This window comes from Streptomyces sp. NPDC053431 (assembly GCF_044544925.1).
Taxonomy (GTDB): Bacteria; Actinomycetota; Actinomycetes; order Streptomycetales; family Streptomycetaceae; genus Streptomyces.
In genome coordinates, this window is record NZ_JBITXX010000006.1 from 213270 (window position 1) to 239816 (window position 26547).

Sequence of the window (26547 nt, forward strand, 5' to 3'; positions counted from 1 at the left end):
TCCGGGCCTGCGCCTGTGTCCGTGTCCGCCGCCGACGGGACAGGCGCTAGTACGCCGGAACCCGGGCGAAGCGCTCCGTGACGTGCAGGTCCGCCTCGATGCCGGCGATCGTGGCCGCCAGCTCCGGGAGGACCTCGCGCACGCACTCCTCGGCGGACCTGCGGCTGGCGTGCAGGGCGACGTTGACGGCGGCGACGGCCCGGCCCGCGCGGTCGCGGACCGGCATCGCGATCGACCGCAGCCCCTCCTCCAGCTCCTCGTCCACCAGCGCGTACCCCTCGCGGCCCACCCGGTCGAGCAGGGCGCCGAGTTCGGCCCGCCCGGTCACCGTGTGCGGGGTGAGCGCCCGCGGTGCGGAGGCGTCCAGCCGGGCCGCGCGCTCGTCCGCCGGCAGGTCCGCGAGCAGGACGCGGCCCATGGAGGTCGCGTACGCGGGGAAGCGGGTGCCGAGGGTGATGTGGACGTTCATGATGCGGCTGGTCTCGATCCGTCCCGTGTACTGCACCTCGGTGCCGACCAGCACGGCGAGCGAGGTGGACTCGCGTACCCGCTCGGCCAGGTCCGCGAGGTGCGGCTGGGCGATCCGGGTGAGCGTGGTCCGGGAGAGCGGTGCGAAGCCGAGCGACAGCACGCGGGGGGTGAGCCGGAACTCGCGGCCGTCCACCCGCACGCAGCCGAGGTGTTCGAGGGTGATCAGGGCCCGCCGGGCGGTGGCCCGGGCGAGGCCGGTCGCCTCGGCGACCGCCGTCAGCGGCAGCGCGGCGCGGCCCTCGCCGAACGCCGTGAGCACCGTGAGGCCGCGGGCCAGGGACTCCACGAACCCCCGGCCCAGCTCCGCCTTCGACGCGCCCGTCCAGCCGGCGAGCCCGGTCGGCGCGGCCGGAGCCGCCGCCGGCGCCTCCCGCAGCTCCCGCTCCATCGCGGCGGCCGCCGTCCGCAGCCGGGGCAGCAGCGCCTCGCGCAGGGAGCCGGCGTCGTGCCGGCTGGTGTGGCTCACGGTGCTCAGCGCGCAGGCGATCCGCCCGTCGCTCCCGCGCACCGGCACCGCGACCGCCACCAGACCGGGCTCGACCAGCTGGTCGTCCAGCGCCCAGCCGCTCGCCCCCGCCTCGGCGGCCCGCTCCTCGAAGTCCACGGCGCCCGCCGTGCGTGCGGGCGCGGCGGGGAAGCTTTGGCCCTGCGGATCGGCGGCCCGCCGCTCGCGCCATCCCGCCCAGGCGGCGGCGTCCCATTCGGAGGCGAACAGCGCGCCCGGCGCGGTGCGCTCGGCCGGCAGCAGGTCGCCGATGCGGAAGCTCACCGACATCGCGCGGCGCCGCGTCGCCTGGTGCACGAAGCGGATGCCGTCGCCGTCCGGGACGGCGAGCGACACCGACTCGTCCAGCTCGTCGGCGAGCGCGTCCGCCCGACCGCCCAGCAGATCGGGCAGCCGTACGGAGGCCAGATAGGCGTTGCCCACCTCCAGCAGCCGCGGTGCGAGGAGCACGTCGCGCCCCTCGATCCGTACGTATCCCATGCGCGCCAGCGTGCCGGTGACGCGGTCCACGGTGGACCGGGCGAGTCCGGTGGCGCGCTCCAGTTCGCCGACCGGCATCCGGCCGCCCGCGTCGGTGAGCCGGCGCAGCACGCCGACCCCGCGCAGCAGCGGTGTCACCGCCTCGGGCGGCGCTTCGGCGGTCGTGTCGTGGATCGGTGGCATCGGCTCTCCGTCGTGGATCTTCGGTCCACCGTAGTGAACACGGTGCGGACAGGACGCGGCACCCCGTTGACAGGCGAACCCGCCCGCGACCAGACTCCCAGCATAGTGAAGAGGTCTTCACTATGCGAACAAGCCTTGACGAGGAGACCCCATGCACACCACCGTCGGCATCATCGGCGGAGGCCCCTCCGGCCTGCTCCTGGCCCGCCTCCTGCACCGGGCGGGCATCGACAGCGTCGTCCTGGAGAGCCGCGACCGCGACTACGTCGAGCGGCGCCAACGGGCCGGCATCCTCGAACAGGCCACCGTCGACGCCCTGCGCGCCGCCGGCGCGGGCGCCCGCCTCGACGCGGAGGGACTCCCGCACGACGGCATCGAACTCCGCCACGCCGGCCGCGCCGACCGGATCGACTTCCCCGCCCTCACCGGCGGTCGGCGTGTCTGGGTCTACGCCCAGACCGAGGTCGTCAAGGACCTCGTCGCCCTCCAGCTCGCCGAAGGCGGCCCCCTGCACTTCGAGGCCGAGGTCACCGCCGTCGAGGGCGCCGACACCGACCGCCCCCTCATCCGCTACACCCACGAGGGCCGCGACAGGATACTGACCTGCGACTACGTCGTCGGCTGCGACGGCTACCACGGCGTCACCCGGCACGCCGTCCCCGCGACCGAACGGCGCACCTTCGAGCGCACCTACCCCTACTCCTGGCTCGGCATCCTGGCCGAGGCCCCGCCGGTCTACGACGAGCTGATCTACGCCCACTCCGAGCGCGGCTTCGCCCTCGCCAGCATGCGCTCACCGTCCGTCAGCCGCCTCTACCTCCAGGTCCCCAACGGCACCGACCCGGCCGACTGGCCCGACGAGCGCGTCTGGGACGAACTCGACGCCCGCCTCGCGCTGACCGCCGACCCCGGCTGGCGCCTCACCCGCGGCACCGTCACCCAGAAGTCCGTGCTGCCCATGCGCAGCTCCGTCACCGAGCCCATGCGCCACGGCCGGGTCTTCCTCGCCGGGGACGCGGCGCACATCGTCCCGCCGACCGGGGCGAAGGGCCTCAACCTCGCCGCTGCCGACGTCATCGTCCTCGCCCGCGCCTTCGCCCACCACGCGAAGACCGGCTCGACCGAACTCCTCGACGCCTACTCCGACACCTGCCTGCGCCGGGTGTGGCGGGCCGAGCACTTCTCGTACTTCATGACCACCACCCTCCACGCCGACCCGGACCAGTCGCCGTTCGACACCCGGCTCCAGCAGTCCCAGCTCGACCGGATCGCCGGCTCCCCGCACGCCGCCGCCGAACTCGCCGAGAACTACACGGGCCTCCCGCTCGACGCCTGACGCACCAGCCCGAACGCGGTGAGCAGCCAGGCCGCGGCGGCGATCGCCAGCAGCAGCCGCCCCAGCGGGTCCAGCCGGCCGATCCCCGCCGCGGTCGCCACGGACAGACAGCCGACCGCAGTCATCCCCAACGGGAAGACCGTCGCCCAGCGCCGCACGTCGTACCCCCCGCGTGGCCGCGCCACCTCGCCCGCCAGGAGCACCGCGTACCAGAGCAGCGAGAGCCCCAGCAGGACCAGGGCGACCGTCCGCAGGGCGTCACCCGTCCACACCCCGCTCGCCAGCAGCTTCACCCCGCCGAGCGCGGAGATGGCGAGGGCCCCGCCCGCCACCCACTGGTCGCCCGCGCCCGTCAGCACCTGCCGGAAGTCGAACCTGGTCAGCGCGTCCGCGTACAGCACGAGCCCCAGCACGAACAGCACCAGACCCGCCCAGGCGAGCCACCGGCCGTAGCGCGGCGCGAGCGTGCCCGCCAGCAGGGCGAGTCCCTGCGTCGCCACACAGATCAGGAACGCCCCACCCGGCATCCGATGCCCCAGATGCCGCAGCACCGACGGGAGCAGCGCGGCCCAGGCGACGGCGGCGATCCCCAGCAGCGTCAGGGCCACCGGCCACCACTCGAACAGCGCACACCGCACCCCCAGGACGGTCGTCGCCGCGACGGCGGTCAGCGCGGGCGGAGTGTCCGCCCGCGCCTGCCAGCCACGCCGATCGCCCAGGAGCAGGCTCGCGAAGTCACCGGCGAGCACCAGCCACAGCGCCCCGGCGAGCCCGAACGCCACCAGCGACACCCCGTCGAGCCCGACGAGACGCAGGCCGACGGAGAGGATGCCCGTCGCCATGACGGCCGCCCCGGCGACCGGCGGCAGCACGGCCCACCAGGGGGCGGCACGATCGTCCATGCCCCCATCCCAGCGCCGGGCCCACGGCGCCGCCACCGGAGTGCCGACGGAGCCGGTCCGCCGGAACTCCGAGCGCTCAGCCCTCGGTGAGGAGCACCACCTCGAGCCGGCGCGGGCCGTGCACCCCCTCCACCCGGTCGAGCTCGATGTCGCTCGTCGCCGAGGGCCCGGAGATCCAGGTGAGCGGCCGCGCCGGGTCCAGACGCGGCAGCGCGAGCGGCACCGACGCCACGACCTGCTCCGGCACCCGCACGACACACACGTGCAGGTCCGGTACGAGGGTGAGCGCGCGCCGTCCCTGAGCGGGACCGCCGTCGAGGACGATCGTGCCGGTCTCGGCCACGGCCACGGCGCAGCCCGTCACCACGGCGTCGGTCCCGTCCAGCCGGTGCGGCGTCAGCGTCCCGTCGTCCGACCGGAGCTCGACGTCCCCGGCACACCCGGCCAGCCACGCGTCCGGCAGCCCGGGCGGCACGGCGACACTGCGCGCCCCGTGCCCGGAGAGCAGCCGGCCGACGAGTGCGGCGACCCCTCCGGCATCGGCGCGGTGGACGACCGCCCGGTAGTCGGCGAGGTTCTCGTGCAGCAGATCGGTGAGCGCCGCCGGATCGTCGGGCGCGTGCCGCGTCAGATAGCGGCGCTCCGGCTCGGGCGCCTCGGGCGCGCCGGCGACGGCGGCCCGGACCCGGGCGAGGATCCGCTCCCGGGAGGACGGGACGGCGGGCTGCGGGGCGCTGGTCACGTACGGTTCCTCCTCCACCAGTCGCGGAACGACTCCGCCGGCACCTCGGGCAGGTCACGGGTCTCCGTCCAGGCACCGGCGCCCGGTGGCCTCTTCGGGTGCAGCGCGCGCGTCCGGGCGGCGAGGCGCTCTCCGGCGGCGAGCACGCCCGGCCGGTCGAGCACCCAGCCGGCGGCCGTCATCGCCGCCCGTTCGAGCCGGTGCCCGGGGCCGCCCTGTCCGGCGACCCGCTCGCGCAGATGCACCAGGACCTCCGGGATGTCGATGGCCACCGGGCACACCTCGTAGCAGGCCCCGCACAGCGAGGAGGCGTACGGCAGGGAGGCGTCGATCCCGCTCGACGTACCGCGCAGCTGGGGGGTGAGGATCGCGCCGATCGGGCCGGGGTAGACCGAGCCGTACGCGTGGCCGCCGGCCCGCTCGTACACCGGGCAGACGTTGAGGCAGGCCGAGCAGCGGATGCAGCGCAGTGCCTGGCGCCCGGTGGCGTCGGCGAGGACGTCGGTGCGGCCGGCGTCGAGCAGCACGAGGTGGAAGGTCCGCGGCCCGTCGCCGTCGGTGGTACCGGTCCACATGGACGTGTACGGGTTCATCCGCTCGGCGGTCGAGGAACGGGGCAGGGTCTGAAGGAAGACCTCCAGGTCCCGCCAGGTGGGGACGACCTTCTCGATGCCGACGACGGAGATCAGGGTCTCGGGCAGGGTGAGGCACATGCGGCCGTTGCCCTCGGACTCGACCACGACGAGCGTGCCGGTCTCGGCGACCATGAAGTTGGCCCCGGAGACGCCGACCCTGGCGCGGAGGAACTTCTCGCGGAGGTGCAGACGGGCGGCCTCGGCCAGTTCGGCGGGCGTGTCGGTGAGGTCCTCGGGTGCCGGCCGGCCCCATTGCGCCATCTCGGAGCGGAAGATGTCCCGGATCTCGCCCCGGTTGCGGTGGATCGCCGGGACGAGGATGTGGGAGGGCCGGTCGTCGCCGAGCTGGACGATGAGCTCGGCGAGATCGGTCTCGTAGGCGCGGATGCCCTCCGCCTCCAGGGCTTCGTTGAGACCGATCTCCTGGGTGGCCATCGACTTGACCTTGACCACCTCGGTCTCGCCGGTGGCCTTGACCAGATCCGCGACGATCCGGTTGGCCTCCGCGGCGTCCGCCGCCCAGTGGACGGTGCCGCCCGCCGCGGTCACCGACGCCTCCAGCTGGAGGAGGTACCGGTCGAGGTGCCGCAGCGTGTGGTCCTTGATCTGCCGCCCCGCCTCGCGCAGCTCCGCCCAGTCGGCGAGCTCGGCGACCGCGCGGGCCCGCTTGTCGCGGATGGTGTGCGTGGCGTGCCGGAGGTTGCCGCGCAGGCGCTCGTCGCGCACGGCCTCCCGCGCGGCCCGCGGAAACGCCGGGGGAGACGCGTGGTGGGCGGGCGGGGGTGGCCCGGGCATGCCGAGGAACGTGCCGCTCATGTCAGGGGCTCCTCTTCCGTGCTCGCCAGGATCTCCGCGAGGTGCACCGGACGCATCTCCGGGAACAGCTTCATACGGCTCATCGTGCCACCCAGGTGCAGGAGGCAGGAGTTGTCCGCCCCGCACAGCACCTCGGCCCCCGTCGAGGCGGCGTTGCGGACCTTGTCGGCGCCCATGGCCGCCGACACGTCCGGGTTCTTCACGGCGAAGGTGCCGCCGAAGCCGCAGCACTCCTCCGCCCCCGGCAGCTCGACCAGCTCCAGGCCCTTCACCGCTTCGAGCAGCCGGCGCGGCCGGTCGCCGAGCCCGAGGAGCCGCAGACCGTGGCAGGAGGGGTGGTAGGTGACCCGGTGCGGGAAGTACGCGCCGACGTCGGTCACGCCGAGGACGTCGACCAGGAACTCCGTCAGCTCGTAGGTGCGGGGGCCCAGTTCGGCGGCCTCCGGACCGAACCGCCCGTAGTGCCGGCGGACCATGGCCGCGCACGACCCGGAGGGCGTGACGACGTACTCGTACCCCTCGAAGGCGCGGACCGTGCGCCGTACCAGGGGCGGGGTCCGCTCGCGGTACCCGGTGTTGAACTGCGGCTGCCCGCAGCAGGTCTGCGCGGCGGGGAAGTCGACGGTGACGCCGAGGCGTTCGAGGAGCCGGACGGTCGCCACGCCCGTGGACGGGTACAGGGCGTCGTTGACGCAGGTGACGAACAGGGCGACGCGCATGTACGGGTTCCTCCCGGTCGGCGGCCCTGGCCAGGGCCTGTTCAGGGGGCCCGGTCCAGGTCCGGGGCCCTCGCGGGGTCAGGGGCGCGGCCAGGGGCGCCCGTCGAGTCGTTCGATGTCCCGGTTGAAGCGTTGCAGGGAGGCGGCGAAGTCGGCCACCTCCTCCGGCGTCCAGTCGGCGGCCACGGGCCTGTGGACGGCCCCCGCCGGCCTCATCATGACGGCCCTCGCCCCGCTCGGCGCGAAGCTCTCCGCCGCTCGCGGCCCCAAGGTCACGCTCGCCGTCGGCAGCCTCGTCATCGCCGGCGGTTACGTGTCCTCGCTGCTCCTCATGGGCACCACCTGGGGCCTGCTCGCCGTCACCCTCGTCTGCAACACGGGCGTCGGGCTCGCGTACGGGGCGATGCCCGCCCTGATCATGGGCGCCGTGCCGCAGCAGGAGACCGCCTCCGCCAACAGCTTCAACACCCTCATGCGCTCCATCGGCAGCTCCGTCTCGGCCGCCGTCATCGGCGTCGTCCCGGCCCAGCTGACCACCGACTACGGCGGCCACCCGCTGCCCTCCGAGGACGGCTTCCGCGTCGCCATGCTCATCGGCGGCGGCTTCGGCCTCGCTGCCGCGCCGGTCGCCTCGCTCATCCCCGTACGCCCCGTCCCGGCACCGGGAGCACCGGCCGAGGCGCCGAGGCCCGCGGCCGAGCCGGCGGCCTGACCGCCGGCCCCGGGCCCCCGGTGCCTCCCTGGGCGACATGGGGCGCGCCGGCCGCGGCCGGCGCGGCCGTCAGGACCGGCGGCGCGGCTTCGCGGAGCGCGTGCTCTTCGGCGCCGGCCCGCCGCCGGTGCGGCGTCCCCGGCCGCCGGCGCCCTGGGACTTCTGCCCCTGGCCCTGGCCCTGTCCCTGCCGGCCCTGCTTCGCGGGACGTCCGCCCTTCGCCCCCTGCGGGGCCTTCGCGGACCTGGCCGCCTTCTCGTCGGGCTTGCGACCGCGCGAACTGTTCACGGTCCGCCCCCGCACGATCCCGATGAAGTCCTCCACCAGATCGGTGGTGGCGTCCTCCGGCCAGGACAGCGCGACCTGCGACTGCGGCGTCCCCGTGATCGTCCGGTACGTGAGGTCCTTGCGGTGGTGGAGCCGGGCCAGCGACTGCGGCACGACGAGCAGCCCGATCCCGGCCGCCACCAGCTCGACGGCGTCCGCGGTCGTCGCCGGACGCTCGAACGCCGGAAGTCCCGGCGGGCCGTCCCAGTCCAGGGTGTCGTCCAGCGGGTGCAGGACGATCTCCTCCGCGATGTCCTCCACGGTCACCTCGTCGGCGGCGGCCACCAGGTGGTCCTTGGGGACCACGACGACGGTCGTCTCCACGTACAGGGGGATCGCGCTGAGCTCCGTACGGTCCACCGGAAGCCGCACGAAACCGGCGTCGGCCCCGCGCTCCCTGAGCACCGTCTCCGCGTCGGCCGCCGTCACCTGGACGAGCTCGAGAGGCACGTCGGGCAGGCGCTCGTGCCAGATCCGCACCCACTTCGAGGGCGTCACGCCCGGTACGTACACCAGCCGGAACGACGGCCCGGCGGGGTCGGCCGCGGGCGGCGCCGGGGAGGGAACGGGGGAGGAGGATGCGTCCGAGCCTGTCACCAGGCCAGATTACCGGCCGTGGTCGGCGGGGGCGCACCTGGCCGATATTCTTGTCTGCATGACGCAGCACCAGACCGCCCAGACGATGAAGCCCGCCACCGCGGCGAAGAAGCTGGGCGTGTACCTCGACGCCACCCCCGCCGAGTTCCGCGAGGGTGTCGTCTCCCGCGCCGAGCTCAACGCGCTCCAGACCGACCCGCCGGAGTGGCTCCGCGAGCTGCGCCGCAACGGCCCGCACCCCCGTCCGGTCGTGGCGGCCAAGCTGGGCGTCTCCATCTCCGGTCTCGCCCGCGGTGGCGTCACCGAGGCCCTCACCACCGAGCAGATCGAGGCCCTCAAGGACGAGAACCCGGAGTGGCTCCGCAAGGAGCGCGAGACCCAGGCCGAGGTCCGCAAGGAAGCCGTCCGCATCAAGGAGAAGCGCGCGGAGAAGGCGGCGCGGACCGACCGCGACTGATCCCGCCGACCGACCGCCTGACGCGCGGGGGCGTACACCCTCGGGCGCTGGGCGCCGGAGGCCGGGCGCCAGGTGGCGGGTACGTGTGACCAGGCCCGCGTAACCGGCCCTGTACCCCACGCCGGGCGGTCCAGATCGCCCGGCGTTTCGCGTGGTCCGGGCCCAGGAGCCCCGGCCCGAGCGTCCGGCCGCATTCCCACGCCGGGCAGGACAGCCCCGCCCCGCGTTTCGCGTGCCCCGGGCGCCCAAGCGCCCCGCCCGCGAGCCCAGGGCCGAGCGCCCTGCCCGCGAGTCCGGCCCGAGCGCCCAGGCCCGTGAGCCCGGCCCGAGCGCCCAGGCCCGTGAGCCCGGCCCGAGCGCCCAGGCCCGTGAGCCCGGCCCGAGCGCCCAGGCCCGTGAGCCCGGCCCGACCGGCCCCCCCCGACACGCCCCCCGCCGGGCATATTCGGATGCGTCCGTGGCGCCCGCGGTGGTGCAATCGCCGGATGCGATCCGAGACCGAGCCCCCGATGACCGTCGATCGCGGACGGTTCGCCGACGCGGTCACCCCCTGGGAGGAGCCGGCCTGGCGTGAGGCTGCTCTCGGTTGGGCGGAGCAGGCGCTGGACCGGCACGGGCTGGCGGTGAGCGGGCCCCGCGAGGCGCGGGTACGGCCCTGGTCGATCCTGGTGCGCTTCCGGACCGGCGCGGGTGAGCGCGACGCCGTGTGGTTCAAGGCGAGCGCGCCGGCCGCCGGCTTCGAGGCGGCACTCGGCGGGGCGCTCGCCGAGTGGGTCCCCGACCATGTCCTCGCACCGCTCGCCGTGGACGCCGACCGCGGCTGGTGCCTCCTGCCCGACGGCGGGCCGCTCTTCAGGAACGTCCTCGACGCGGGCGGCGCCGGACCGGCGGACTGGCTCGCGGCGGTGGCGCAGTACGCGCGGATGCAGCGCGCCCTGACCCCGTACGCGGACCGGATGACGGGCCTCGGCGTGCCCAGCGCCCGGACCCGGCACCTGCCGGAGATCTTCGACGGCCTCGTCGAGACCCATCCCACCCTCGCCCCGGACATCCGCGGCTCCCTGCGGGCCCGGCGGCCGCGGCTGCTCGACTGGTGCGCGGAGCTCGACGCCGTGGGCGTTCCGGACTCGCTCGACCACTGCGACCTGCACGACGGCCAGGTCCTCGCCCCCGGCACCGGAGGCTTCACCTTCTTCGACTGGGGCGACGCCGCCGTGGGCCACCCCTTCGCCAGCCTCCTCGTCCCGGCGCGGGACGTCCGCGAGCGCTACGGGCCGGACGCCGTGGCCGGTGTCCGTGACACCTACCTGGAGCCGTGGACCGACCTCGGCCGCCCGCTCACGGAACTCCGCCGCGCAGCGACCCTCGCCGTCCGCCTCGCCGCCATCGGCCGCGCGGTCTCGTGGTTCCGCCTCTTTCCCGGCACGCCGGCCGACGACTGCCACGAGGCGAGCGCGTACTGGATCGAGGAGCTCTTCGCCGAACCCGACCTGCTCTGACCCCCGCCCCGGCCCTGCTGACCCCGTCCCGGCCCTGCTGACCCCCGCCCCGGCCCTGCTGACCCCCGCCCCGGCCCTGCAGCCGTCCTGCCCTCTCAGGTGGCCGCGCTGCCCCTTGCCGGGCGTCAGCTCTTCGTGGTCACGAGGTGCAGCAGCCGGGCGGTGTGCTTGTACGGCGCCCGCCCGGCCGTCTCGATCTCGAGCCGCTCCAACCGGGCGTAGTACTCGGGGTCGAACTTCACGCCGTCGTCCGGGATGTAGTCGCAGAACACCCGGATCCCGTAGTGGTGCACCCCGGCGCAGCCGAGCGTACGGAGCGTGTCGCCGAGCTCCTCGGCGGTATGCAGCCGCAGTTCGGCGTCGAACAGGTCGGTGTGCACGCTCTCGGCGTCCAGCGCCGCGCGGACGGCCTCGGGATCCATCGTCCGCACGGCCGCGCGCAGCGCCTCCGAGTGCCGGTTCATGGTGATCACCGACAGCAGCCCGCCCGGCCGCAGCGCCCCCAGCGCGACGCGCAGCGTACCGGTGGCGTCCGGGGTGTAGGGCAGCACGCCGTGACACAGCACGACATCGAAGCCACCGCTGGCCAACTGGGCGGGCAGCGCGGAGACTTCGGCCTCGACGCAGGTGATCCGGTCCGTCAGGCCGGCCGCCGCGGCGCGCCGCGTGGCCGTCTCCAACATGGCCGGCGCGTAGTCGACCACGGTCACGTGATGCCCGCGGGCCGCGAGCCGCACCGCGTCCCCGCCGTCCCCACCTCCGAGGTCGAGCACCCGCAGGGGGCGGCCGGTGCCCGACTCCGCGAGGTGTCGGGCCAGAACGGCCTCCGCCACGGCGTACCGCAGCCGCCCCCAGGGCGCCTCCTGCCAGTCCTGCCAGGCGGCGACGGCCGTGTCGAAGGAGTCGGGGTGCTCGGGGCCGGTCCCGGAAGGGGCGGTGGCGCGTGGGTCGGGTGCGTTCATCCGCCGACCCTAACCGCCCGGCCTGTCCGGCCTGTCCGGCCCGTCGCCGTCAACCGCCCGAGCCCGGACGCGGCCGTGCGAAGATCACGGCATGGACGATCTACGCTTCCGTCTCGCCGACGACGCCGACATCGACGCTGTCGTGCGTCTTCGCGACGACGCCGCTCGCTGGATGCTGGCCCAGGGCGTCACCGGTCAATGGCGACCGGGTGAGCTGGGCGGGGATCACTTCCGCCGGATCATGAAGAGCGGGGAGGTGTGGCTCGCGGAGGACGCCGATCGCGTGGTCGGGGCCTGGGAGCTGTGGTGGGAGGACGAGGACGCCTGGGGTCCGCAGCCGCCGACGGCCGGCTACGTGCACAGGCTGATGGTGGATCACGGCAGCGTTCCGCCCGGAACGGGGCGGCGGCTGCTGCGCGCCGCCGAGGGCCGCGTGGCCGAGGCGGGCCGCTCGCTGGTGCGCCTGGACTGCCTGGCCGGCAATGAACGCCTGAACGCCTACTACCTCAGGGCCGGTTACCGGGTCGTCGGACGCAAGGAGGGCAAGCCGCAGCCCGGCGGCGCCCCCAAGTCGTTCACCCTCATGGAGAAGTCCGTGCGCGGCGGCGAGGCGTAGAACGGCCTTCCGAGGGCGCCCGCAACGGACGTCGAGGGACACCCGTCCCCGCGCGCCAGGCAGCCGGCCGGCCGGTCACGCCGGCTCAGGCGCCGCCGAGCCGTCCCCGTACGGAATCCCTCAGGGCCCGGGTCGGCGCCGGCACCGCCGGGTGCGGGCCGGCGCCCCCGCGGAAGGCGACACGGGCGCGGCGCCGGATCGGCAGCGGCTTCAGCACGCGCCGAGCGGCAGGGGCGTCGCCTCCAAGTCCGGCGCGACAGCGCCCCCTTGCCCGGCGCCGACGACGACGAGGACCGTGGCGAACTCGTCCACAGCGTCCGGCCTCCGCGACCGCGGCGATGGTGCCGCGCAGGGCCGGTTCGCGCAGCAGGTGCAGACGTCGGACGTCGAGCATCAGCTCAGCTTACGGTTCACATCGGAAAAGCGAACTGGACCTGTGGCTTCGGCTCGACCAGTCTCGACGCATGGCACAGGACTTCTCCCCGTACGGGATTCACGTACCGCTCATCACCCCCTTCGCGCGCGACGGCCGCCTCGCCCTCGACGCGCTGGAGGGCCTCGCCCACGCCGCCCTCGACGGCGGCGCGGCCGGGCTCGTCGCCCTCGGCACCACCGGGGAGGCCGGCGCGCTCGACCCCGACGAGCGCCGCGCGGTCGTCGACACCTGCGCGCGCGTCTGCCGGGAGCGCGAGGCGCAGCTCGTCGTCGGCGCGGGCGGCGGCGCCACCGCCCCGGCCGCCCGCGAACTCGCCGGGCTCGGCGGCCGGCCCGAGGTCCGCGCGGCCCTGGTGGCCGTTCCCGCGTTCGTACGTCCCTCACAGGAAGGCGTGGTCGCGCACTTCGCGCGCCTGGCCGCCGACAGCCCCGTCCCGCTGATCGTCTACCACATCCCGTACCGCACGGGCCGCTCGCTCGACGCCGCCACCCTGCGGGCCCTCGCCGCCGTCCCGGGCGTCATCGGCGTCAAGCACGCCGTGGGGGGCGTCGACCAGGACACCATCGACCTCCTCGGCGACCTGCCGCCCGGCTTCGCCGTCCTGGCCGGCGACGACGCCTTCGCCTCACCCCTCCTCGCCCTCGGCGCGACCGGCGGCATCCTCGCCTCCGCGCACCTGGCCACCGCCCGCTTCGCCGCCCTCGTCGACGCCTGGCACAGAGGCGACGCCACCCGCGCCCGCACCCTCGGCCACCACCTCGCCCGCCTCTCCACCCACCTCTTCGCCGAACCCAACCCGACGGTCGTCAAGGCCGTCCTCCACGCCCAGGGTCGCATCCCCACCCCGGACGTCCGGCTGCCGCTCCTCCCGGCCTCGGAGGAGTCGAGGGCAGCGGCCCTGAAGGAACTGGCCGCGGTGGAGGCGCTGCCGTAGAGGCGTGAGCCGGGCGACCTCGGGCGACTTCAGGCGACCTCGGGTAACTCGGCCGCGAATCCGCGGTCCGCGGATTCGCGGCCCCCGGCCGCTCGTCGTCCGTAGTCCGTAGCCCGTCACCGGTCGCCCGTCACCGGTCGCCGGTCGTCGGGTACGGAGTCTCGCTCAGGGGCAGCTCAGGGTCAGGAGACCGAGGCCTGGGCCGCCCCGTCCCGCGCCGGTGCGGCGTCCGCGTCGCGCCACGGGAGCAGCAGCGGGGTCGCGAGCAGCAGGGCGCCGGCGGCCGCGATCGCGGCGCGGGGGCCCGCCGTCGCGGCGAGCAGGCCCCAGAGCGCGGTGAAGGCCGCGATGGCGGTCCGGCCGCTGACCGTCCACGCCGACAGCGTGCGGGCCGTGCGGTCCTGCGGGGTTCGTTCGAGCCGCTGGGTCGCGAACAGCGGGTTGAACACGCCGGTGCACGCGATGAGCCCGAACTCGAGCACCATCACCAGCACGAGCCCGGGCGCTCCGGGTCCGACGAACGCCAGCCCGACCGGCCACAGCGTCCGCAGCGTTCCGCACGTCAGCATGACCCGCCGCGCCCCGAACCGGGCGGCCAGCGGCCGGGCGAGCCGTGAGCCGAGCAGACCGCCGGCGCACGGGAGCGCGAAGGCGAGTCCGTACTGCCAGGGCGCGAAGCCGAGCCGGTCCAGGAGCAGCACGGCGAGCAGCGGCTCCGGGGCGAGGATCAGCGCGTTCACGAGGACCGTGTGGAAGAACAGCGGTCGCAGCACGGCATCGCCCAGGATGTACCGCCATCCCTCCGTCAGCTCCCGGGTGCGTGACCGCCGCGGCGCGCCGCCTACGGGAGCCGGCCGTCCTTCCCGTACGGGCGCGGGCGCGGACTTCCGTACGGGAAGCGGTTCGCGTGCGCCGATCGCGCGGATGCCCAGCGCCGACAGGAGGTAGCTGACCGCGTCCGCCGTCACCGTCGCCACCGGGCCGAGCACCCCCACCAGCACACCGCCCAGCGGCGGTCCCATCAGGACCGACGTCCAGGTGGTGCCCTCGAAGCGACTGTTGGCCGCGAGCAGATCGTCCGGCTCGACCAGCCACTTCAGGTACGCGCCCGAGGCCGCTCCGAACGTGATGCCCGCCGCGGCCACGACCACCGAGACCACCAGGAGCTGGGCGAAGCCGAGCAGGCCGAGCGCGTACGCGGCCGGGACGCTCAGCAGGGCCAGACACCGCACCAGGTCCATCGCGATCATCACCGGCCGCTTGCGGCGGAACTCCGTCCACGGCCCGAGCGGCACCGCCAGCGCCGCGCCCACCGCGGCACCGACCGAGGCCAGCGCCGCCACCTGGGTCGGCCCGGCGTGCAGTTCGCGGATCGCGAGCAGCGGCAACGCGTTGAAGGCGAGCGACGAACCGAACGCGCTCACCCCGTACGCCGCCCACAGCAGCCCGAACCGTCGCCCCAGCGCCACCTGCCCGTACCTCCCACCGATCGTTGACCCGCGGAATCAAAGCGGCCGGAGGAGCCGCAGGTCAAACAACCCGGACGAAGTGACCTCACAACCACTGGTTGTGTCCCTAGGGTGGGCCGCATGGATCTCGACGCCGTGCGCACCCTCGTCACCACCGCCGACGCGGGAAGCTTCCACCTCGCGGCCGCCGAACTGTCGATCACCCAGCAGGCCGTCTCCAAGCGCATCGCCGCCCTGGAGAAGGACCTCGGCGTACGCCTCTTCACCCGCACCCCGCGCGGGGCCCGCCTCACCCTCGACGGGCAGGCGTTCCTGCCGCACGCCCGCGCCCTCCTGGTCGCGGCCGAGCGTGCCGTCGCCTCCGTACGCCCCGGGCGGCGCGCGCTGCGTGTCGACGTCATCGGCTCCCGTCTCGCCCCCTCCGCGCTGCTACGGGACTTCCACCGGGCCCACCCCGGCACCGAACTCGACGTCGTCCACCTCTTCGACGCCGCCGAGGCGCTCGCCGCCCTCCAGGCCGGCACCATCGACGCGTCCTTCCGCGCCGCCCCCGCTCCCGGCCACCCCCTGCCCGACGGCATCCTGGCGGAGCGGGTGTTCGACGAGACGCACGACCTCCTGACCGGCCCCGCCCACGCCCTGGCCGGCGCTGCCGCGCTGACCCCCGACCGGCTCGTCGGGCACCGGATCTGGATCCCGGGCATCGTCCCGGGCACGGAATGGGCCGCGTACTACGAGGACCTCGCCGCCGCCTTCGGGCTCACCATCGAGTCCACGGGTCCCGACTTCGGCATCGACGCGCTCCTCGACGTCATCGCCGACGCCCCCGCCGTCGCGACCCTCGTCGGCGCGCAGACCCGGCTCGTCTGGCCCACCGGCCACGACCTGCGCCGCATCCCCGTCGTCGACCCGACGCCCGTGTACCCGCACGCCCTGCTCCGGCACCGGGACAACCCCCACCCCGCGCTCGCCGCACTCCGCTCCCACCTGGCCGCCACGGCCGACGAGCGCCCCGGCGGCGCGACCTGGGCGCCGGCCTGGGCGCGCGCATGGGCGCCGGAACAGGGGGATCCGGTGCCGGACGGGCGCGGTCGAGACGAGGGGCCGCCCGGAACCATGACATGTACATAGCGCGTCCCTGTGCGTGCGTCCGGTGCAGCGGTCACCGGCGCGCCCCCGTCCCCACGAGGCTCTGCCGGGTCCGCGGACAGGACCCGTCCCCGACGAGGAGGAGCACGCACCATGGCCACCCACGGCACCACCCCGCCCCCGGGCCGGAGGAAGGGAGGCTGTCTCTCGAGCCTGCTGGTCCTCGTCGTCATCCTCGGCCTCGCCTACGGCGCGTCCAAGTACTTCGACGACAAGAACTCCTCCTCGTCCTCCTCCTCGTCCTCCGGCGGTGACAAGACGAGTTCCTGGAACGTCGGCGACTGCGGCGGCCCCGACCCCGACGACGCCCCCGACGGCTACCGGGCGGTGGACTGCGGCGAATCCGGCGCCACCTTCAAGGCGCTCGCCGTGATGGAGGCCAGCATCCTGCCCGACGCCATCCAGTGCCCCGCCGGCACCGACCTCATCATTCAGGTCAAGATCTCCTTCGGGTCCGGCGGCGACAAGAGCGGCGGCATCCCCAGCAAGACCGTCTGCGGCCGCAACCTCTCGGGCGCCCACCCCGGCGACGCGGGCGCGGGCGGCGGACAGCTCGTCAAGGGCGACTGCGTGACCGACACCGCCCAGGAGGTGCCCTGCGCCCAGGCCGCGGGCAGCGGGTACAAGGTCCTCGGCCTGGTGAAGACCGAGAAGGAGTGCCCCTCCGGCACCACCGAGCCCATGCGCCTGACGCTCGCCATCGGCAGGCCGTACGACGTGATCTGCGCCGCCAAGGCGTGAACGGGAGGAGCCGACGGCCCGGCCCCGGCGGGAAAGGGGGCCGGGCCGTCGGCTCTTCGCGGGTGAGGGAGGGGCGCAGTGCGTTTATGCGGTTGCCGCTCGGACCGGGCCCCTGCGATTCTCGGCCGGTGCCGGTGCCGGTGCCGGTGCCGGTGCCGGGGGCTCGGGCGGCCCGAGGTCTGAGCGGCACGAAGGCCTGTGAGCGGTATGAAGAGGGAGGGGGAGGCGATTGAAGGAAACGGACAACGGGCCGGAGCCCGTCTGGATGGTGGCGGCGAACGTCGTCGCCTGGCGTCGGCGCGGCGCCGGGGGACAGCAACTGTTCCCCGGGACGAGGAGCTTCAAGGGCGGCGCGAAGGTGTACGTGGCGCGTGTGCACTGGGGCCCCGGCGGTGACCGGCTCACCGTGATCGGCCGCGAGCGGCACACCGGTCGCTGGATCGTCATCGACACCGCGACCCGCCATCTGCACGGCTTCCGCCCCAAGCTCGTGCACACACCCCGGGTGCTGGCCCGGCTGAACGACGTGGGGAACCGCCGCGAGTTGGGCCCGGACGAGGCGCTGACCATCTCCGAGACGCTGGAGCGGTACGCCCAGCAGTACCGCGCCGAGCTGTCGCCGCACAGCCCCCACCCGGACCGCTGCCTGTGCCACGCGTGCCTCACGGGAGAGTGAGGACGGCCGGAAACGCCCTTCCGCCGGGACCCGGCCCCTTCTTCGGCCGACGCCGACGCGCCGTACGCCGGGCCATCGGCACCTTTCGCGGAATGTCGTGACTGCACTCCTTCGTCCCCGACTTGGCGTGCCGTCAGATCAACAATGGGTAACGGAAAGGGATATGGCGGGCAGAATCCTTCCCTCCGGTCCCGGCCGCCTGGGATCTTGCGTCCACCCCACACAACACACGGCCCGGCCGGTGCCACCAGCACCTCCGGGCCCTCGGAGGACGCATTGTTTTCCCACATATCGAGTCGGCTGAGACTCCCGGTCGTGGCCGCCGCCGTCGTCGGCGCCACCGTCGCCATCGCCGCCCCCGCCCAGGCCACGGTCGAGCCCCAGGCTCGCGACCTGTCCCGGGCCAAGGCTCCGGCCCAGACGGCCCCGGCCGCCACGTCGGCCCGCACCGCGCCCGCCCTCGCCGGCGCCTGGGCCGCCGGTACGCGCGCTTACCTGGTGATCACGACGCCCGGTGACACCACCGCGGTCCGTACGGCCGTCGCCTCGAACGGCGGGACCGTCTTCGCCTCCTACGACGCCATCGGCGTCGTCGTCGCCCACTCGACCTCCGCCTCCTTCGCCGCCACGATGCGCGGCGTCGCCGGCGTCCAGCAGGTCGGTGCGACCCGCACCTCCGACGTCCCCGCCGACGCGTACAACCCGGCGCTGCCGGCCAACCCGACGCAGGCGACCACCACGCTGACCGAGTCCAACCGCTGGGACATGACCCAGATCAAGGCCGACCAGGCCTGGGCCGTCAGCACCGGCTCGGCCACGGTCAAGGTCGGCGTCCTGGACACCGGCGTCGACGACCAGCACCAGGACATCGCCCCCAACTTCAACGCCGCCGACTCCGTCTCCTGCGCCTACGGCAAGGCGGACACCCGCGCCGGCGCCTGGCGCGACGTCGGCAGCCACGGCACCCACGTGGCCGGCACCATCGCCGCCGCGAAGAACGGCAAGGGCGTCATCGGTGTCGCGCCCGGCGTGAAGATCTCCTCCGTGCGCATCGCCGAGCCCACCAGCAGCCTGTTCTTCGCCGAGAACACCGTCTGCGGCTTCATGTGGGCGGGCGACCACGGCTTCAAGGTCACCAACAACAGCTATTACACCGACCCGTGGCAGTTCAACTGCCCGGACAACATCGACCAGGCCGCCATCATCGAGGGCGTCCGCCGCGCCCAGGCGTACGCCGAGTCGAAGGGCTCCCTGCAGGTCGCCGCCGCCGGTAACTCCAACTACGACCTGGCGAACAAGACGACGGACTCCGAGAGCCCCAACGACTCCACGCCGACCACCCGCACCATCACCAACGCCTGCATCGACATCCCGACCGAGCTGCCGGGCGTCGTAACGGTGTCCGCGCAGGCCAGCGGCGGCGCGAAGGCCTCGTACTCCAACTTCGGCAACGGCGTCATCGACGTCACCGCCCCCGGCGGTGACGGCGCCACCGGCGTCTACTCCACGCTGCCGGGCGGCAAGTACGGCTCGATGAGCGGTACGTCGATGGCCTCCCCGCACGTCACCGGCGTCGCCGCGCTGATCGCGAGCGCGAACCCGACCTACACGCCGGCCGACATCCGCGCCGCGCTCGGCACCCAGGCCACCGACAAGGCCTGCCCGTCCGACAGCCGCTGCACGGGCACCGCGACCAAGAACGGCTTCTTCGGCGAGGGTCAGGTCGACGCCCTGAAGGCCGTCAGCGGTACGACCCAGCCGCCCACCGGCCCGTACTTCGAGAACCTGACCGACGTCGCCATCGCCGACAACGCGACCGTCGAGAGCCCGATCACGGTCTCCGGCGTCACCGGCAACGCCCCGGCCACCCTCAAGGTCGGCGTCGACATCAAGCACACCTACCGCGGCGACCTGGTGCTCTCGCTCGTCGCCCCGGACGGCACCGTGTACCCGCTGGAGGACTTCGTCAACAGCGACAGCGGTGACGACGTCCTGAAGACGTACACGGTCAACGCCTCCTCCGAGATCGCCAACGGCACCTGGAAGCTCCGCGTCCAGGACGTCGCGTCCCAGGACACGGGCCGCATCGACGCCTGGAACCTCACCTTCTAGCCTGACGGCAGGCCGACCGCCGGCCCCGGCGGACCAGCCCGCCCAGCCGGCGCAGCCCGTACGTACCGAGCCCCCGGGAGTTCTCTCCCGGGGGCTCGGCACGTTTTCCAGGTCCCTCTCCTCGTCGGTGCGCGTCGTCAGCGGCGCAGCGCGCGCAGCAGGGTGATCGCACCGAAGGCGGGGACGGCGACGGACACGGCCACGACGACGAGAAGTTCCGTCGGGCCGAGGCGCGTCGCGGCCAGGAGCACGGCGGCGAGGAGCAGGAGCACGGGGACCCCGGCGGCGGTGGCCGTGCCGATGAGCTTGTGACGGTTGTCCCAGTACGGGGACGTCCACAGCAGGGCCAGGCCCGCGAGCAGGGCCACACCGCCGGCGAGCGGGTTGAGCAGGGCGAGCAGACCCGCCACGCCGAGCAGGCCCACGGTCAGGCGGGCGCGCCCCGGCCGGACCGGTGCCGGGGAGGCGGGCGTGCCGCCGGCCTGAGGCTCTTCGGCCAGTGCGGAGGCGGCCACGGTACGCGGCTCGCCGAGCTCGGCGAGGACCTCGCGGATCCGCTGCTCGTCGTCCGTGCCGCTCACCTCGATGTGCTCGCGCAGGTCGGCCAGCAGCTCGGCGCGGCGGTCGGCGGGCAGTTCGGCCGTCTCGCGCGCCACGGCGTCGAGATAGGCGGCGACGAGCGGGTGGTCGATGGCGTTCATGCGGTTTCCCCCTGTGGATCGTTGAGAAAGTGGTCGACGGCGTCCCGGAACAGCGGCCACGCCCGGGTGAACTCGGCCAGCGCCGCCCGGCCGACGGCGGTCAGCGTGTAGTAGCGGCGCGGCGGCCCGCTCGGGGACTCGCGGAGCTCGGTGTCGACGAGCCCTTCCCGGCGCAGCCGTGACAGCAGCGGATAGATCGTGCCCTGACTGGTGGTCATCACGCTGACCGAGGCCAGTTCGGCGAGGAGTTCCACGCCGTATCGCGGCCCGTCCCTGAGCAGCGCCAGAACGCAGTGCTCCAGGACGCCCTTGCGGAGCTGGCTGGGGACCCTGCCCCCTGCCTCGTTCATTGCTTCACCAGGAACCATGCAATGCAAGATAGCCGCGCCGGGCGGTGCCCGGCAAGTGCGGCCCGCGGCCCCGCGGAATCCCGCGTGCGGCACACTCCTGCCAGGTCATAGGGTGCGGCCTGCAACACGCACGCACTCAGGGGTGGGGATGACAGGAACGGTCGAAGCAGTCGGCGGAAGCGACAGAACCGGCGGAACCGACGGAGACGGGCAGGACGGGGCGCCGGGACGGGCGGCGGAGCCGGGGGAGACCGCGGGGCCGGGGGAGGCCGCGGAGCAGGACTGTCCCGCGTGTGGGGAGCGGATACCCGTCGACAGCAGGTTCGTCGTCTGGTGCGCCGAATGCGGCTGGAACGCCGACCCCGGCGGCCGCGGGCCCGGGTCCGGCGGCAGCCGGATCGACCGGCTGCGGCGGACCCTGGCGCACCGGTACGGCGAGCAGCTCTTCGCCGACCTCGGGCGCGACCCGGCCACGGCCGCCGGCTCCCTCCCGGCCTCCCCGTCCGGATCGGCGGGCGCCCCGGGCCTGCTCGCGACCGCCCTGGCCCTCTTCGTCCACGGCATCACCGTGGCACTGGTGGTACTGGGTCTCCAGCTGCTCGTCGGGGGCTGGGGCGAGGGTTTCCAGCCCGCACTGGGCGCCCTGCTCCTCGCGCTCGCCTTCACCCTGCGGCCCCGGTTCGGCAGCCTCGCCAAGATCCGGAACGGCGCCCCGGTGCTCGAACGCTCCGACGCCCCCCAGCTCTTCGCCCTCCTCGACGAGGTCGCCGGCGCCGTCGGGACGCGGGGCGTCGACGTCGTGCTCCTCGACGCGGACGCGAACGCCTCCGTCCGCACGTACGGCCTCCGGCAGCGCCGCGCCCTCGGGCTCGGCCTCAGCCTGTGGGCCGTCCTGGACCGGCAGGAGCGGGTCGCCCTGCTGGGCCACGAGTTCGGCCACTACGCCCACGGGGACACCCGCCACGGCGTCCTGGTCGGCAGCGCGCTGCGGTCCCTCGGCACCTGGCAGTACATGCTCGCCCCGAACCGCGGCGACACGCTCATGGACCAGCTCGCCAACCTGCTCACGGCCCTTCCGCGGCTCGCCGTGCACGGCATGATCCTGCTGCTCGACCAGGCGACCCTGCGCGTCTCCCAGCGGGCCGAGTACCTCGCGGACGCGTCCGCGGCCCGCGCCGCCGGCGTGGACGGGGCGGCCGGCCTCCTGGACCGGCTCCTCGTCACCGGCAGCGCCGAGACCGTGCTCCAGCGCGAGACCGTCGCCGCCCGCACCCGGATCGGCCGGACGGCCCGCCGCGAGGACCCGGCCGAGGGCCTGTGGGATCGGGTCGCGGCCCACGTCGCGGCCGTTCCGGAGCGGGAGTACGAGCGTCTGCGCCGGGTCGCCGAACTGCGCGGCCACAGCGTCGACGCCACCCACCCGCCGACCCACCTGCGCCGCCGCCTCGTCTCCCGCGGCGAGCACCGTCCGGCCGGCGTCGTCCTCGACGCCGCACGCTCCGTCGCCGTGGACGCCGAGTTGGCGGAGCCGGCCAGGACGGTGGCGCGCGAGGTCCTGCGCGACGGCCACCTCGCCTGAGGCCCCCGGACCCGCCGGTACGGCCGCGGCCGCGGGTCTCACACGGCTTCCAGCCGTACCTCCGGCAGATAGCCGGTCGGTGACGCCGCCCGTGGCAGCGTCACCGACGGGTGCGGGACCGCCGTCAGCACGTCCAGCACCTCGGCCTCCGGGTATCCGAAGACGTCGACGCCCTGGAACACCACCGGCACGGCGGAGGGTTCCGTCGGCGGTGCGACGCACCGGCGCAGGGTGACCGACGCGAGGCCGTGCCGGTCGTGGTCGGCGCGGCCGTAGCGGTCGACGACGTCGCCGTACAGGAACAGTTCAAGGCCTTCGTACGAGGCCGTGAACGCCCAGCCGGTCTGGCAGACCCAGGTCTCCCGTACGTCGGCCAGCGCCGCGACGGCCCACCGGGCGGCCCGCGCGGACATGCCGAACCTCAGCACCCCCGCGCCCCGCGGCAACCTCAGTCCGGCCCCTGGCAGTACCTCGAACATGCGCCGATGGTGGCACACCTACTCCCGGACCGTGATCGCCTGTACGGGGCAGGCGCGGGCGGCCTCGCGGACCAGGGGACCGCCCGCGTGGTCCTCGTGGCCCGGGACCAGGGTGCTGAAACCGTCGTCGTCCTGGGTGAAGACGGCGGGGGAGACCAGGGCGCACTGTCCGGCGCCGATACAGACGTCCGCGTCGATGGAGATGCGCATCGGCCGGTTTCCTTTCCTCGGAGGTTCCTCACCACGCGACGGGCAGTTCGAGCATTCCCTGGATCGTGTCGCCGGGCTTGAAGGGGATCTCCTCGGCGGGGGCGGCGAGCCGCAGGCCGGGAAGCCGCCGGAGCAGCGTCCCGAGGGCGATCTCCAGCTCCGCGCGGGCCAGGTTCTGCCCCAGGCACTGGTGGATGCCGAAGCCGAACGCCAGGTGGTGCCGTGCGGACCGGGCCCAGTCCAGGGAGTCCGGTTCGGGGTAGACGGCGTCGTCGCGGTTGATGACGGAGGTGGAGAACACCACGCCCTCGCCCGCGCGGATCACCGTGTCGCCCACCGGCACGTCCTCGCGCGCCACGCGCAACATGCCGTCGGCGATCGACAGGAACCGCAGCAGCTCCTCCACGGCCGCGGGCACGAGCGCCGGGTCGGCCCGCAGCTCCGCCAGGCGTTCGGGGTGGCGCAGCAGCGTGTACGTACCGAGGGAGATCATGTTGGCGGTGGTCTCGTGCCCCGCGACCAGCAGGATCGACGCCAGTTGCACCAGCTCCTGGCGGTCGGGCCCGCCGTCCTGGAGCCCCCGTGCCACGAGGTCGTCGAGGACACCCTCCCCGGGCTTTCGCCGCTTGAGGTCGACGAGATCGCCGAGGTAGCCCTCCAGCCGGGCGAGCGCGTCCTCGGTGTCCTCGGCCGTGGGCCCGCGCAGCAGCCGCCGGGACTGCTCCTCGAAGAAGTCGTGGTCCTCGTACGGCACTCCGAGCAGGTCGCAGATGACGATCGACGGCACCGGCAGCGCGAACGCGCTCACCAGCTCGGCCGGCGGGCCGGCGGCCTCGACCGCGTCGAGCAGCCGGTCCACGGTGGCCTGGATGCGCGGCCGCAGGCTCTCGGTGCGCTTGAGCGAGAAGCTCGGGATCAGCATGCGGCGCTGGACGTTGTGCTCGGGGTCGTCCCACCCGAGCAGCGCGGCGCGCCGGCGGCGCCGTACGGCCGCGGCCCGCTCGGTCGGGAGCGGGAAGTCGTGTCGTGTGGAGTCGGTGGACAGCCGCTGGTCCGCCAGCAGCGTGCGGGCGGCCTGGTGTCCGGTGACGAACCACACCTCCCGCCCGTCCCAGAGGGTGACCCGGGCCAGTGGGCGGTCCTCGCGCAGGGAGTCGTAGGCGGTCGGCGGGTGGTAGGGGCAGGATCGGCTCTGGGGAAAGGCCACGGCTTCGGTCATGCGGACCTCGCAGACGGCGGATCGTCGGTTCTGGTGGTCTGGCGTGCACGCCGTCCTCCACTACATGCCTCAGGCATCTATCTGGTCTACGCGTAGTTCGGCCAAACCGCCGGAACGAGTGGGTCCATTCGGCCTGATCACGCTCAACCGGCGCTCCCCCAGCCGCGTACACCCCCGGCCTCAACCCCACGCCGGCGCGGCCTCCCCGGCGCTCGCCACCGCGGTGACCCGAGGCAACGGCACGTACGGGCGCGGGTTTTCCGCGGGCGGGTGCGACGCGAGGTGGGCCTGTTCGAGGTGGTCGATCAGGCGCTGGAGGGCGGTACGGGCCTGGGGGGCGTCCTCCGCGTCGGCGGCGAACCGCGACAGGGCGCGCCGGGCGCGGTGCCAGGCGTGGCCGGTGCGCCCGGCACGGTGGTCGGCGAAGGCGTGGGCGTAGTGGGCGAGGGCGGCGGCCCACGGGTCGTCGCGGCCGCCCTCCTGGGCGAGGGCGCGGCGGGCGGTGCGCACGGCGACGTCCGGGGCGGCGTGGGCCTGGACGACGGCCAGGGCGGCGAGACTGACGCCGGGCGGCGGACCGCCGGAAGCCGTCTCCGGGATCCAGTCGGCCGCCTGGCGGTAGTACGCGGCGGCCGCGTCCGGATCGCGCCGCTGCCAGGCCAGCGTGCCGTGGACATGGGCGATCCGGCCGACGAGGGCGTCGTCCCCGGCCATGACGGCGGCGGGCCAGGCGAGTTCCAGCAGCCGCCGGGCCGGGACGGGGTCGTGCGCGGCGGTCAGCCAGGCCGCCAGCCACCGGCCGCGCGCCACGAGCGGGCTGTCGGAAGGGAGCAGCGGCACCAGCCGGAGCAGAAGGGCGGCGCCCTCCGCCCCGCGCTCGTACGCCGCCCACCAGAACCACAGATGGAGCACGGCCTCCAGCGCCGCCTCCGCGCGGTCGGCGCACTCGCGCCGCTCCTTCGCCGGGGTGCCGACCGGGGTGCGGGGCGGTCGAACGGGCGTGGCGCGGCTCACCAGCGCCATGAGGTCGTCCTGCTCGTCCCGGACGACCCCGGCCGCCTGCCGCTGGAGCCCCATGCGCCACAGGGTCTCGGCGACGGCCGCCACACCGCGGTAGTGGACCGCGTGCCGGGCCAGCGCGGACGGCAGTTCCCCCGCCCCGCGGAGGCGCTCGAGGCCGAAGTCGCGCGCGGCCCGCGTCATGCGGTAGCGGGGCTGACGCGGCGCACCCGGCTCGCCGAGCGCCCGCAGCACACCCACCGCGCACAGCCGGGTCAGGCAGGACGGCACCTGGTCCGGCTCGACGCCCGCTCCCGCGCACAGGAAGACCGCCGCGGGTTCGGTGAACGCGCCCGCGAAGACGCCGGCGCGCTGCCAGACCCGCCGCACCTCCGGCGCGCAGAGCGTGTGGACGGCGCCCATCGAGGCACGCAGGGACCGGTGCCGCCGGAGTACGGGTCCCCGGCCGGCCAGCCAGCACTGGCCGACCTCCAGACGGGCGGCGAGTTCCCGCACCGGCAGGTCGCCCAGTCGGCCCGCCGCCAACTCGATCGCCAGCGGCACGCCTTCCAGCAGCCGGCACACCCGTGCGACCTCCGGCAGGTCGTCCTCGGCGACCGGCGGGCCACCGGCCGTCGCGGCGAGGAAGAGCTCGACCGCCGCCGACGGCTCCGTCCCGCCCGCCGGGGCCTCGACCTCCAACGGGGCCAGGGCCAGCACCTGTTCGTCGCCGAGCCCCAGCGGGCGGCGCGCGGTCACCAGGACCCGCAGCGCGGGCACCGCCAGCAGCAGCCGCTGGACCAGGCCTACGGACTCGCCGTGCACGGGATCGACGTCGTCCAGGACCAGCAGCAGCCCGTCGCCCGTCGCGGCGGCGCACGCCGCCGCGGTGACGTCCGTGCCGTGTGCCCCCGGCGGCGCCCCCGACGCGGCCGTCAAGGCGCGCACCACCCGGGCCGTCAGCGCGCGCGGTCCCACGGGCACGCCGTCGTGCCACCGCACCCGGACCATCGCCTGCCACGCCCCGCCCGCCGGGGACGCGGCGACCGTCACGGCGAGCCGGCTCTTGCCGATCCCGGCCGCACCCGTCACGGTCACCAACCGGTGGGCGCCGAGGGCCGCCCGCAGCTCCGCCAGCTCCCGGCCGCGGCCGACCAGCAGACCGTCCGCGCCCCGGTGCGGGTCTCCGGCCGCGCCCCGCACCGGTCCTCCGCCCGCCTCTCGCACCGGCGGCCCGCCCGCACCGCGCACCGGCGGCCCGGAGGCCGGCCCTGAGCCGTCGGCACGCGTCCCCTCGGTCGAGTACTCCACCACGTTCGCCGCCCTTGCTTGCCGTCGCGGACGCCACACACCCAGGAGCCGTGTCATCGAGCCGCGAACGCGCAGGCCCAGCGTGCAGAACCGTCACTGCACGCGGCGTCACGGCAACCCCAACGCGCGACCGGTGCACGGGGTGGCGCCGTCGCGGACCGGA

General features: G+C 74.8%; 24 protein-coding genes and 2 pseudogenes. 11 read left to right on the top strand and 15 right to left on the bottom strand.

Annotated features, from left to right (window positions below):
- Window positions 1-46: 46 nt before the first annotated feature.
- Window positions 47-1699, bottom strand: coding sequence for an IclR family transcriptional regulator C-terminal domain-containing protein (locus ACIGXE_RS17510; protein WP_399748190.1), 1653 nt, complete (start codon window positions 1697-1699; stop codon window positions 47-49).
- 151 nt (window positions 1700-1850) lie between these two features.
- Here ACIGXE_RS17510 and ACIGXE_RS17515 point away from each other — a divergent pair, with 151 nt between their 5' ends.
- Complete coding sequence (locus ACIGXE_RS17515) at window positions 1851-3035, top strand: 4-hydroxybenzoate 3-monooxygenase (protein WP_399748192.1); 1185 nt, start codon at window positions 1851-1853, stop codon at window positions 3033-3035.
- On the opposite strand, the gene ACIGXE_RS17520 is transcribed toward ACIGXE_RS17515, so the two are convergent.
- The 5 genes and pseudogenes from ACIGXE_RS17520 to ACIGXE_RS17540 all read right to left on the bottom strand — a co-directional run.
- Window positions 3008-3937 carry a tellurite resistance/C4-dicarboxylate transporter family protein gene (locus tag ACIGXE_RS17520; protein WP_399748194.1) on the bottom strand — a complete coding sequence of 310 codons (930 nt, stop codon included), beginning with the start codon at window positions 3935-3937 and terminating at the stop codon, window positions 3008-3010. The two genes, ACIGXE_RS17515 and ACIGXE_RS17520, sit on opposite strands and share 28 nt — an antisense overlap.
- A 76-nt stretch (window positions 3938-4013) precedes the next feature.
- Window positions 4014-4679 (bottom strand): lactate utilization protein C, encoded by a 666-nt coding sequence (locus ACIGXE_RS17525; protein ID WP_399748196.1) that lies wholly within the window; start codon window positions 4677-4679, stop codon window positions 4014-4016.
- A complete protein-coding gene (locus ACIGXE_RS17530; protein WP_399748198.1) occupies window positions 4676-6130 on the bottom strand; it encodes a lactate utilization protein B in 1455 nt (484 codons plus the stop codon). The genes ACIGXE_RS17525 and ACIGXE_RS17530 overlap by 4 nt, the downstream gene beginning before the upstream one ends.
- On the bottom strand, window positions 6127-6849 hold the full coding sequence (locus ACIGXE_RS17535) for a (Fe-S)-binding protein (RefSeq protein ID WP_399748199.1): 723 nt from the start codon (window positions 6847-6849) through the stop codon (window positions 6127-6129). The genes ACIGXE_RS17530 and ACIGXE_RS17535 overlap by 4 nt, the downstream gene beginning before the upstream one ends.
- 78 nt (window positions 6850-6927) lie before the next feature.
- Window positions 6928-7035: pseudogene (locus tag ACIGXE_RS17540) on the bottom strand (MarR family transcriptional regulator); the annotation flags it as partial.
- Here ACIGXE_RS17540 and ACIGXE_RS17545 point away from each other — a divergent pair.
- A pseudogene (locus ACIGXE_RS17545) lies at window positions 7031-7561 on the top strand (MFS transporter); the annotation flags it as partial. The pseudogenes ACIGXE_RS17540 and ACIGXE_RS17545 overlap by 5 nt on opposite strands.
- Before the next feature lie 69 nt (window positions 7562-7630).
- Here the strand turns inward: ACIGXE_RS17545 and ACIGXE_RS17550 are convergent.
- On the bottom strand, window positions 7631-8386 hold the full coding sequence (locus ACIGXE_RS17550; protein ID WP_399748201.1) for a LysR family substrate-binding domain-containing protein: 756 nt from the start codon (window positions 8384-8386) through the stop codon (window positions 7631-7633).
- A gap of 157 nt (window positions 8387-8543) precedes the next feature.
- On the opposite strand from ACIGXE_RS17550, the gene ACIGXE_RS17555 reads away from it, so the two are divergent.
- Complete coding sequence (locus ACIGXE_RS17555) at window positions 8544-8942, top strand: DUF5997 family protein (RefSeq protein ID WP_399748203.1); 399 nt, start codon at window positions 8544-8546, stop codon at window positions 8940-8942.
- A gap of 485 nt (window positions 8943-9427) precedes the next feature.
- On the top strand, window positions 9428-10441 hold the full coding sequence (locus ACIGXE_RS17560; RefSeq protein ID WP_399748205.1) for a phosphotransferase: 1014 nt from the start codon (window positions 9428-9430) through the stop codon (window positions 10439-10441).
- A gap of 125 nt (window positions 10442-10566) precedes the next feature.
- Here ACIGXE_RS17560 and ACIGXE_RS17565 read toward each other — a convergent pair whose 3' ends face one another.
- Window positions 10567-11403, bottom strand: coding sequence for a methyltransferase domain-containing protein (locus tag ACIGXE_RS17565; protein ID WP_399748207.1), 837 nt, complete (start codon window positions 11401-11403; stop codon window positions 10567-10569).
- A gap of 91 nt (window positions 11404-11494) precedes the next feature.
- Here ACIGXE_RS17565 and ACIGXE_RS17570 point away from each other — a divergent pair, with 91 nt between their 5' ends.
- Both ACIGXE_RS17570 and ACIGXE_RS17575 read left to right on the top strand, forming a co-directional pair.
- Entirely contained in the window at window positions 11495-12019 is a 525-nt protein-coding gene (locus ACIGXE_RS17570) for a GNAT family N-acetyltransferase (RefSeq protein ID WP_399748209.1), read from the top strand.
- A 464-nt stretch (window positions 12020-12483) separates the two neighbouring features.
- Window positions 12484-13389, top strand: a complete 906-nt coding sequence (locus ACIGXE_RS17575) for a dihydrodipicolinate synthase family protein (RefSeq protein ID WP_399748211.1) — start codon at window positions 12484-12486, stop codon at window positions 13387-13389.
- A gap of 182 nt (window positions 13390-13571) precedes the next feature.
- Here the strand turns inward: ACIGXE_RS17575 and ACIGXE_RS17580 are convergent, their stop codons facing one another.
- The gene (locus ACIGXE_RS17580) at window positions 13572-14858 is read right to left on the bottom strand and encodes an MFS transporter (RefSeq protein WP_399748213.1); all 1287 of its coding nucleotides are present in this window, start codon (window positions 14856-14858) and stop codon (window positions 13572-13574) included.
- A gap of 120 nt (window positions 14859-14978) precedes the next feature.
- Between ACIGXE_RS17580 and ACIGXE_RS17585 the strand changes: the two genes are divergently transcribed.
- The 4 genes from ACIGXE_RS17585 (at window position 14979) to ACIGXE_RS17600 (ending at window position 19536) form a co-directional block, all read left to right on the top strand.
- Window positions 14979-15989 carry a LysR family transcriptional regulator gene (locus ACIGXE_RS17585; protein WP_399748215.1) on the top strand — a complete coding sequence of 337 codons (1011 nt, stop codon included), beginning with the start codon at window positions 14979-14981 and terminating at the stop codon, window positions 15987-15989.
- 111 nt (window positions 15990-16100) lie between these two features.
- Entirely contained in the window at window positions 16101-16748 is a 648-nt protein-coding gene (locus ACIGXE_RS17590) for a hypothetical protein (RefSeq protein ID WP_399748217.1), read from the top strand.
- Window positions 16749-16977: 229 nt separating this feature from the next.
- Entirely contained in the window at window positions 16978-17424 is a 447-nt protein-coding gene (locus ACIGXE_RS17595) for a hypothetical protein (RefSeq protein ID WP_399748219.1), read from the top strand.
- A gap of 315 nt (window positions 17425-17739) precedes the next feature.
- Window positions 17740-19536, top strand: coding sequence for a S8 family serine peptidase (locus ACIGXE_RS17600; RefSeq protein WP_399748221.1), 1797 nt, complete (start codon window positions 17740-17742; stop codon window positions 19534-19536).
- Between the two features lie 137 nt (window positions 19537-19673).
- Here the strand turns inward: ACIGXE_RS17600 and ACIGXE_RS17605 are convergent, their stop codons facing one another.
- Together ACIGXE_RS17605 and ACIGXE_RS17610 are read right to left on the bottom strand one after the other, a co-directional pair.
- A complete protein-coding gene (locus tag ACIGXE_RS17605; protein WP_399748223.1) occupies window positions 19674-20237 on the bottom strand; it encodes an HAAS signaling domain-containing protein in 564 nt (187 codons plus the stop codon).
- Entirely contained in the window at window positions 20234-20605 is a 372-nt protein-coding gene (locus ACIGXE_RS17610; RefSeq protein ID WP_399748224.1) for a PadR family transcriptional regulator, read from the bottom strand. The genes ACIGXE_RS17605 and ACIGXE_RS17610 overlap by 4 nt, the downstream gene beginning before the upstream one ends.
- 130 nt (window positions 20606-20735) lie before the next feature.
- Between ACIGXE_RS17610 and ACIGXE_RS17615 the strand changes: the two genes are divergently transcribed.
- Complete coding sequence (locus ACIGXE_RS17615; RefSeq protein ID WP_399748226.1) at window positions 20736-22166, top strand: M48 family metalloprotease; 1431 nt, start codon at window positions 20736-20738, stop codon at window positions 22164-22166.
- A 38-nt stretch (window positions 22167-22204) separates the two neighbouring features.
- Here the strand turns inward: ACIGXE_RS17615 and ACIGXE_RS17620 are convergent, their stop codons facing one another.
- The 4 genes from ACIGXE_RS17620 to ACIGXE_RS17635 all read right to left on the bottom strand — a co-directional run bounded on the left by ACIGXE_RS17620 (window position 22205) and on the right by ACIGXE_RS17635 (window position 26387).
- A complete protein-coding gene (locus ACIGXE_RS17620) occupies window positions 22205-22645 on the bottom strand; it encodes a hypothetical protein (protein WP_399748228.1) in 441 nt (146 codons plus the stop codon).
- A gap of 18 nt (window positions 22646-22663) precedes the next feature.
- Window positions 22664-22855 (bottom strand): ferredoxin, encoded by a 192-nt coding sequence (locus tag ACIGXE_RS17625; protein ID WP_399748229.1) that lies wholly within the window; start codon window positions 22853-22855, stop codon window positions 22664-22666.
- Window positions 22856-22883: 28 nt separating this feature from the next.
- Window positions 22884-24074, bottom strand: a complete 1191-nt coding sequence (locus tag ACIGXE_RS17630; RefSeq protein WP_399748231.1) for a cytochrome P450 — start codon at window positions 24072-24074, stop codon at window positions 22884-22886.
- Between the two features lie 180 nt (window positions 24075-24254).
- A complete protein-coding gene (locus ACIGXE_RS17635; RefSeq protein WP_399748233.1) occupies window positions 24255-26387 on the bottom strand; it encodes an ATP-binding protein in 2133 nt (710 codons plus the stop codon).
- Window positions 26388-26547 lie beyond the last annotated feature (160 nt).

Bases quoted from the DNA above. Each gene is read 5' to 3' on its own strand.
- ACIGXE_RS17530 (WP_399748198.1), bottom strand. From the start codon at position 6,130: ATGAGCGGCACGTTCCTCGGCATGCCCGGGCCACCCCCGCCCGCCCAC.
- ACIGXE_RS17615 (WP_399748226.1), top strand. From the start codon at position 20,736: ATGACAGGAACGGTCGAAGCAGTCGGCGGAAGCGACAGAACCGGCGGA.
- ACIGXE_RS17565 (WP_399748207.1), bottom strand. From the start codon at position 11,403: ATGAACGCACCCGACCCACGCGCCACCGCCCCTTCCGGGACCGGCCCC.
- ACIGXE_RS17510 (WP_399748190.1), bottom strand. From the start codon at position 1,699: ATGCCACCGATCCACGACACGACCGCCGAAGCGCCGCCCGAGGCGGTG.
- ACIGXE_RS17630 (WP_399748231.1), bottom strand. From the start codon at position 24,074: ATGACCGAAGCCGTGGCCTTTCCCCAGAGCCGATCCTGCCCCTACCAC.
- ACIGXE_RS17610 (WP_399748224.1), bottom strand. From the start codon at position 20,605: ATGGTTCCTGGTGAAGCAATGAACGAGGCAGGGGGCAGGGTCCCCAGC.
- ACIGXE_RS17625 (WP_399748229.1), bottom strand. From the start codon at position 22,855: ATGCGCATCTCCATCGACGCGGACGTCTGTATCGGCGCCGGACAGTGC.
- ACIGXE_RS17605 (WP_399748223.1), bottom strand. From the start codon at position 20,237: ATGAACGCCATCGACCACCCGCTCGTCGCCGCCTATCTCGACGCCGTG.
- ACIGXE_RS17535 (WP_399748199.1), bottom strand. From the start codon at position 6,849: ATGCGCGTCGCCCTGTTCGTCACCTGCGTCAACGACGCCCTGTACCCG.
- ACIGXE_RS17620 (WP_399748228.1), bottom strand. From the start codon at position 22,645: ATGTTCGAGGTACTGCCAGGGGCCGGACTGAGGTTGCCGCGGGGCGCG.
- ACIGXE_RS17560 (WP_399748205.1), top strand. From the start codon at position 9,428: ATGCGATCCGAGACCGAGCCCCCGATGACCGTCGATCGCGGACGGTTC.
- ACIGXE_RS17555 (WP_399748203.1), top strand. From the start codon at position 8,544: ATGACGCAGCACCAGACCGCCCAGACGATGAAGCCCGCCACCGCGGCG.
- ACIGXE_RS17585 (WP_399748215.1), top strand. From the start codon at position 14,979: ATGGATCTCGACGCCGTGCGCACCCTCGTCACCACCGCCGACGCGGGA.
- ACIGXE_RS17515 (WP_399748192.1), top strand. From the start codon at position 1,851: ATGCACACCACCGTCGGCATCATCGGCGGAGGCCCCTCCGGCCTGCTC.
- ACIGXE_RS17570 (WP_399748209.1), top strand. From the start codon at position 11,495: ATGGACGATCTACGCTTCCGTCTCGCCGACGACGCCGACATCGACGCT.
- ACIGXE_RS17590 (WP_399748217.1), top strand. From the start codon at position 16,101: ATGGCCACCCACGGCACCACCCCGCCCCCGGGCCGGAGGAAGGGAGGC.
- ACIGXE_RS17575 (WP_399748211.1), top strand. From the start codon at position 12,484: ATGGCACAGGACTTCTCCCCGTACGGGATTCACGTACCGCTCATCACC.
- ACIGXE_RS17520 (WP_399748194.1), bottom strand. From the start codon at position 3,937: ATGGACGATCGTGCCGCCCCCTGGTGGGCCGTGCTGCCGCCGGTCGCC.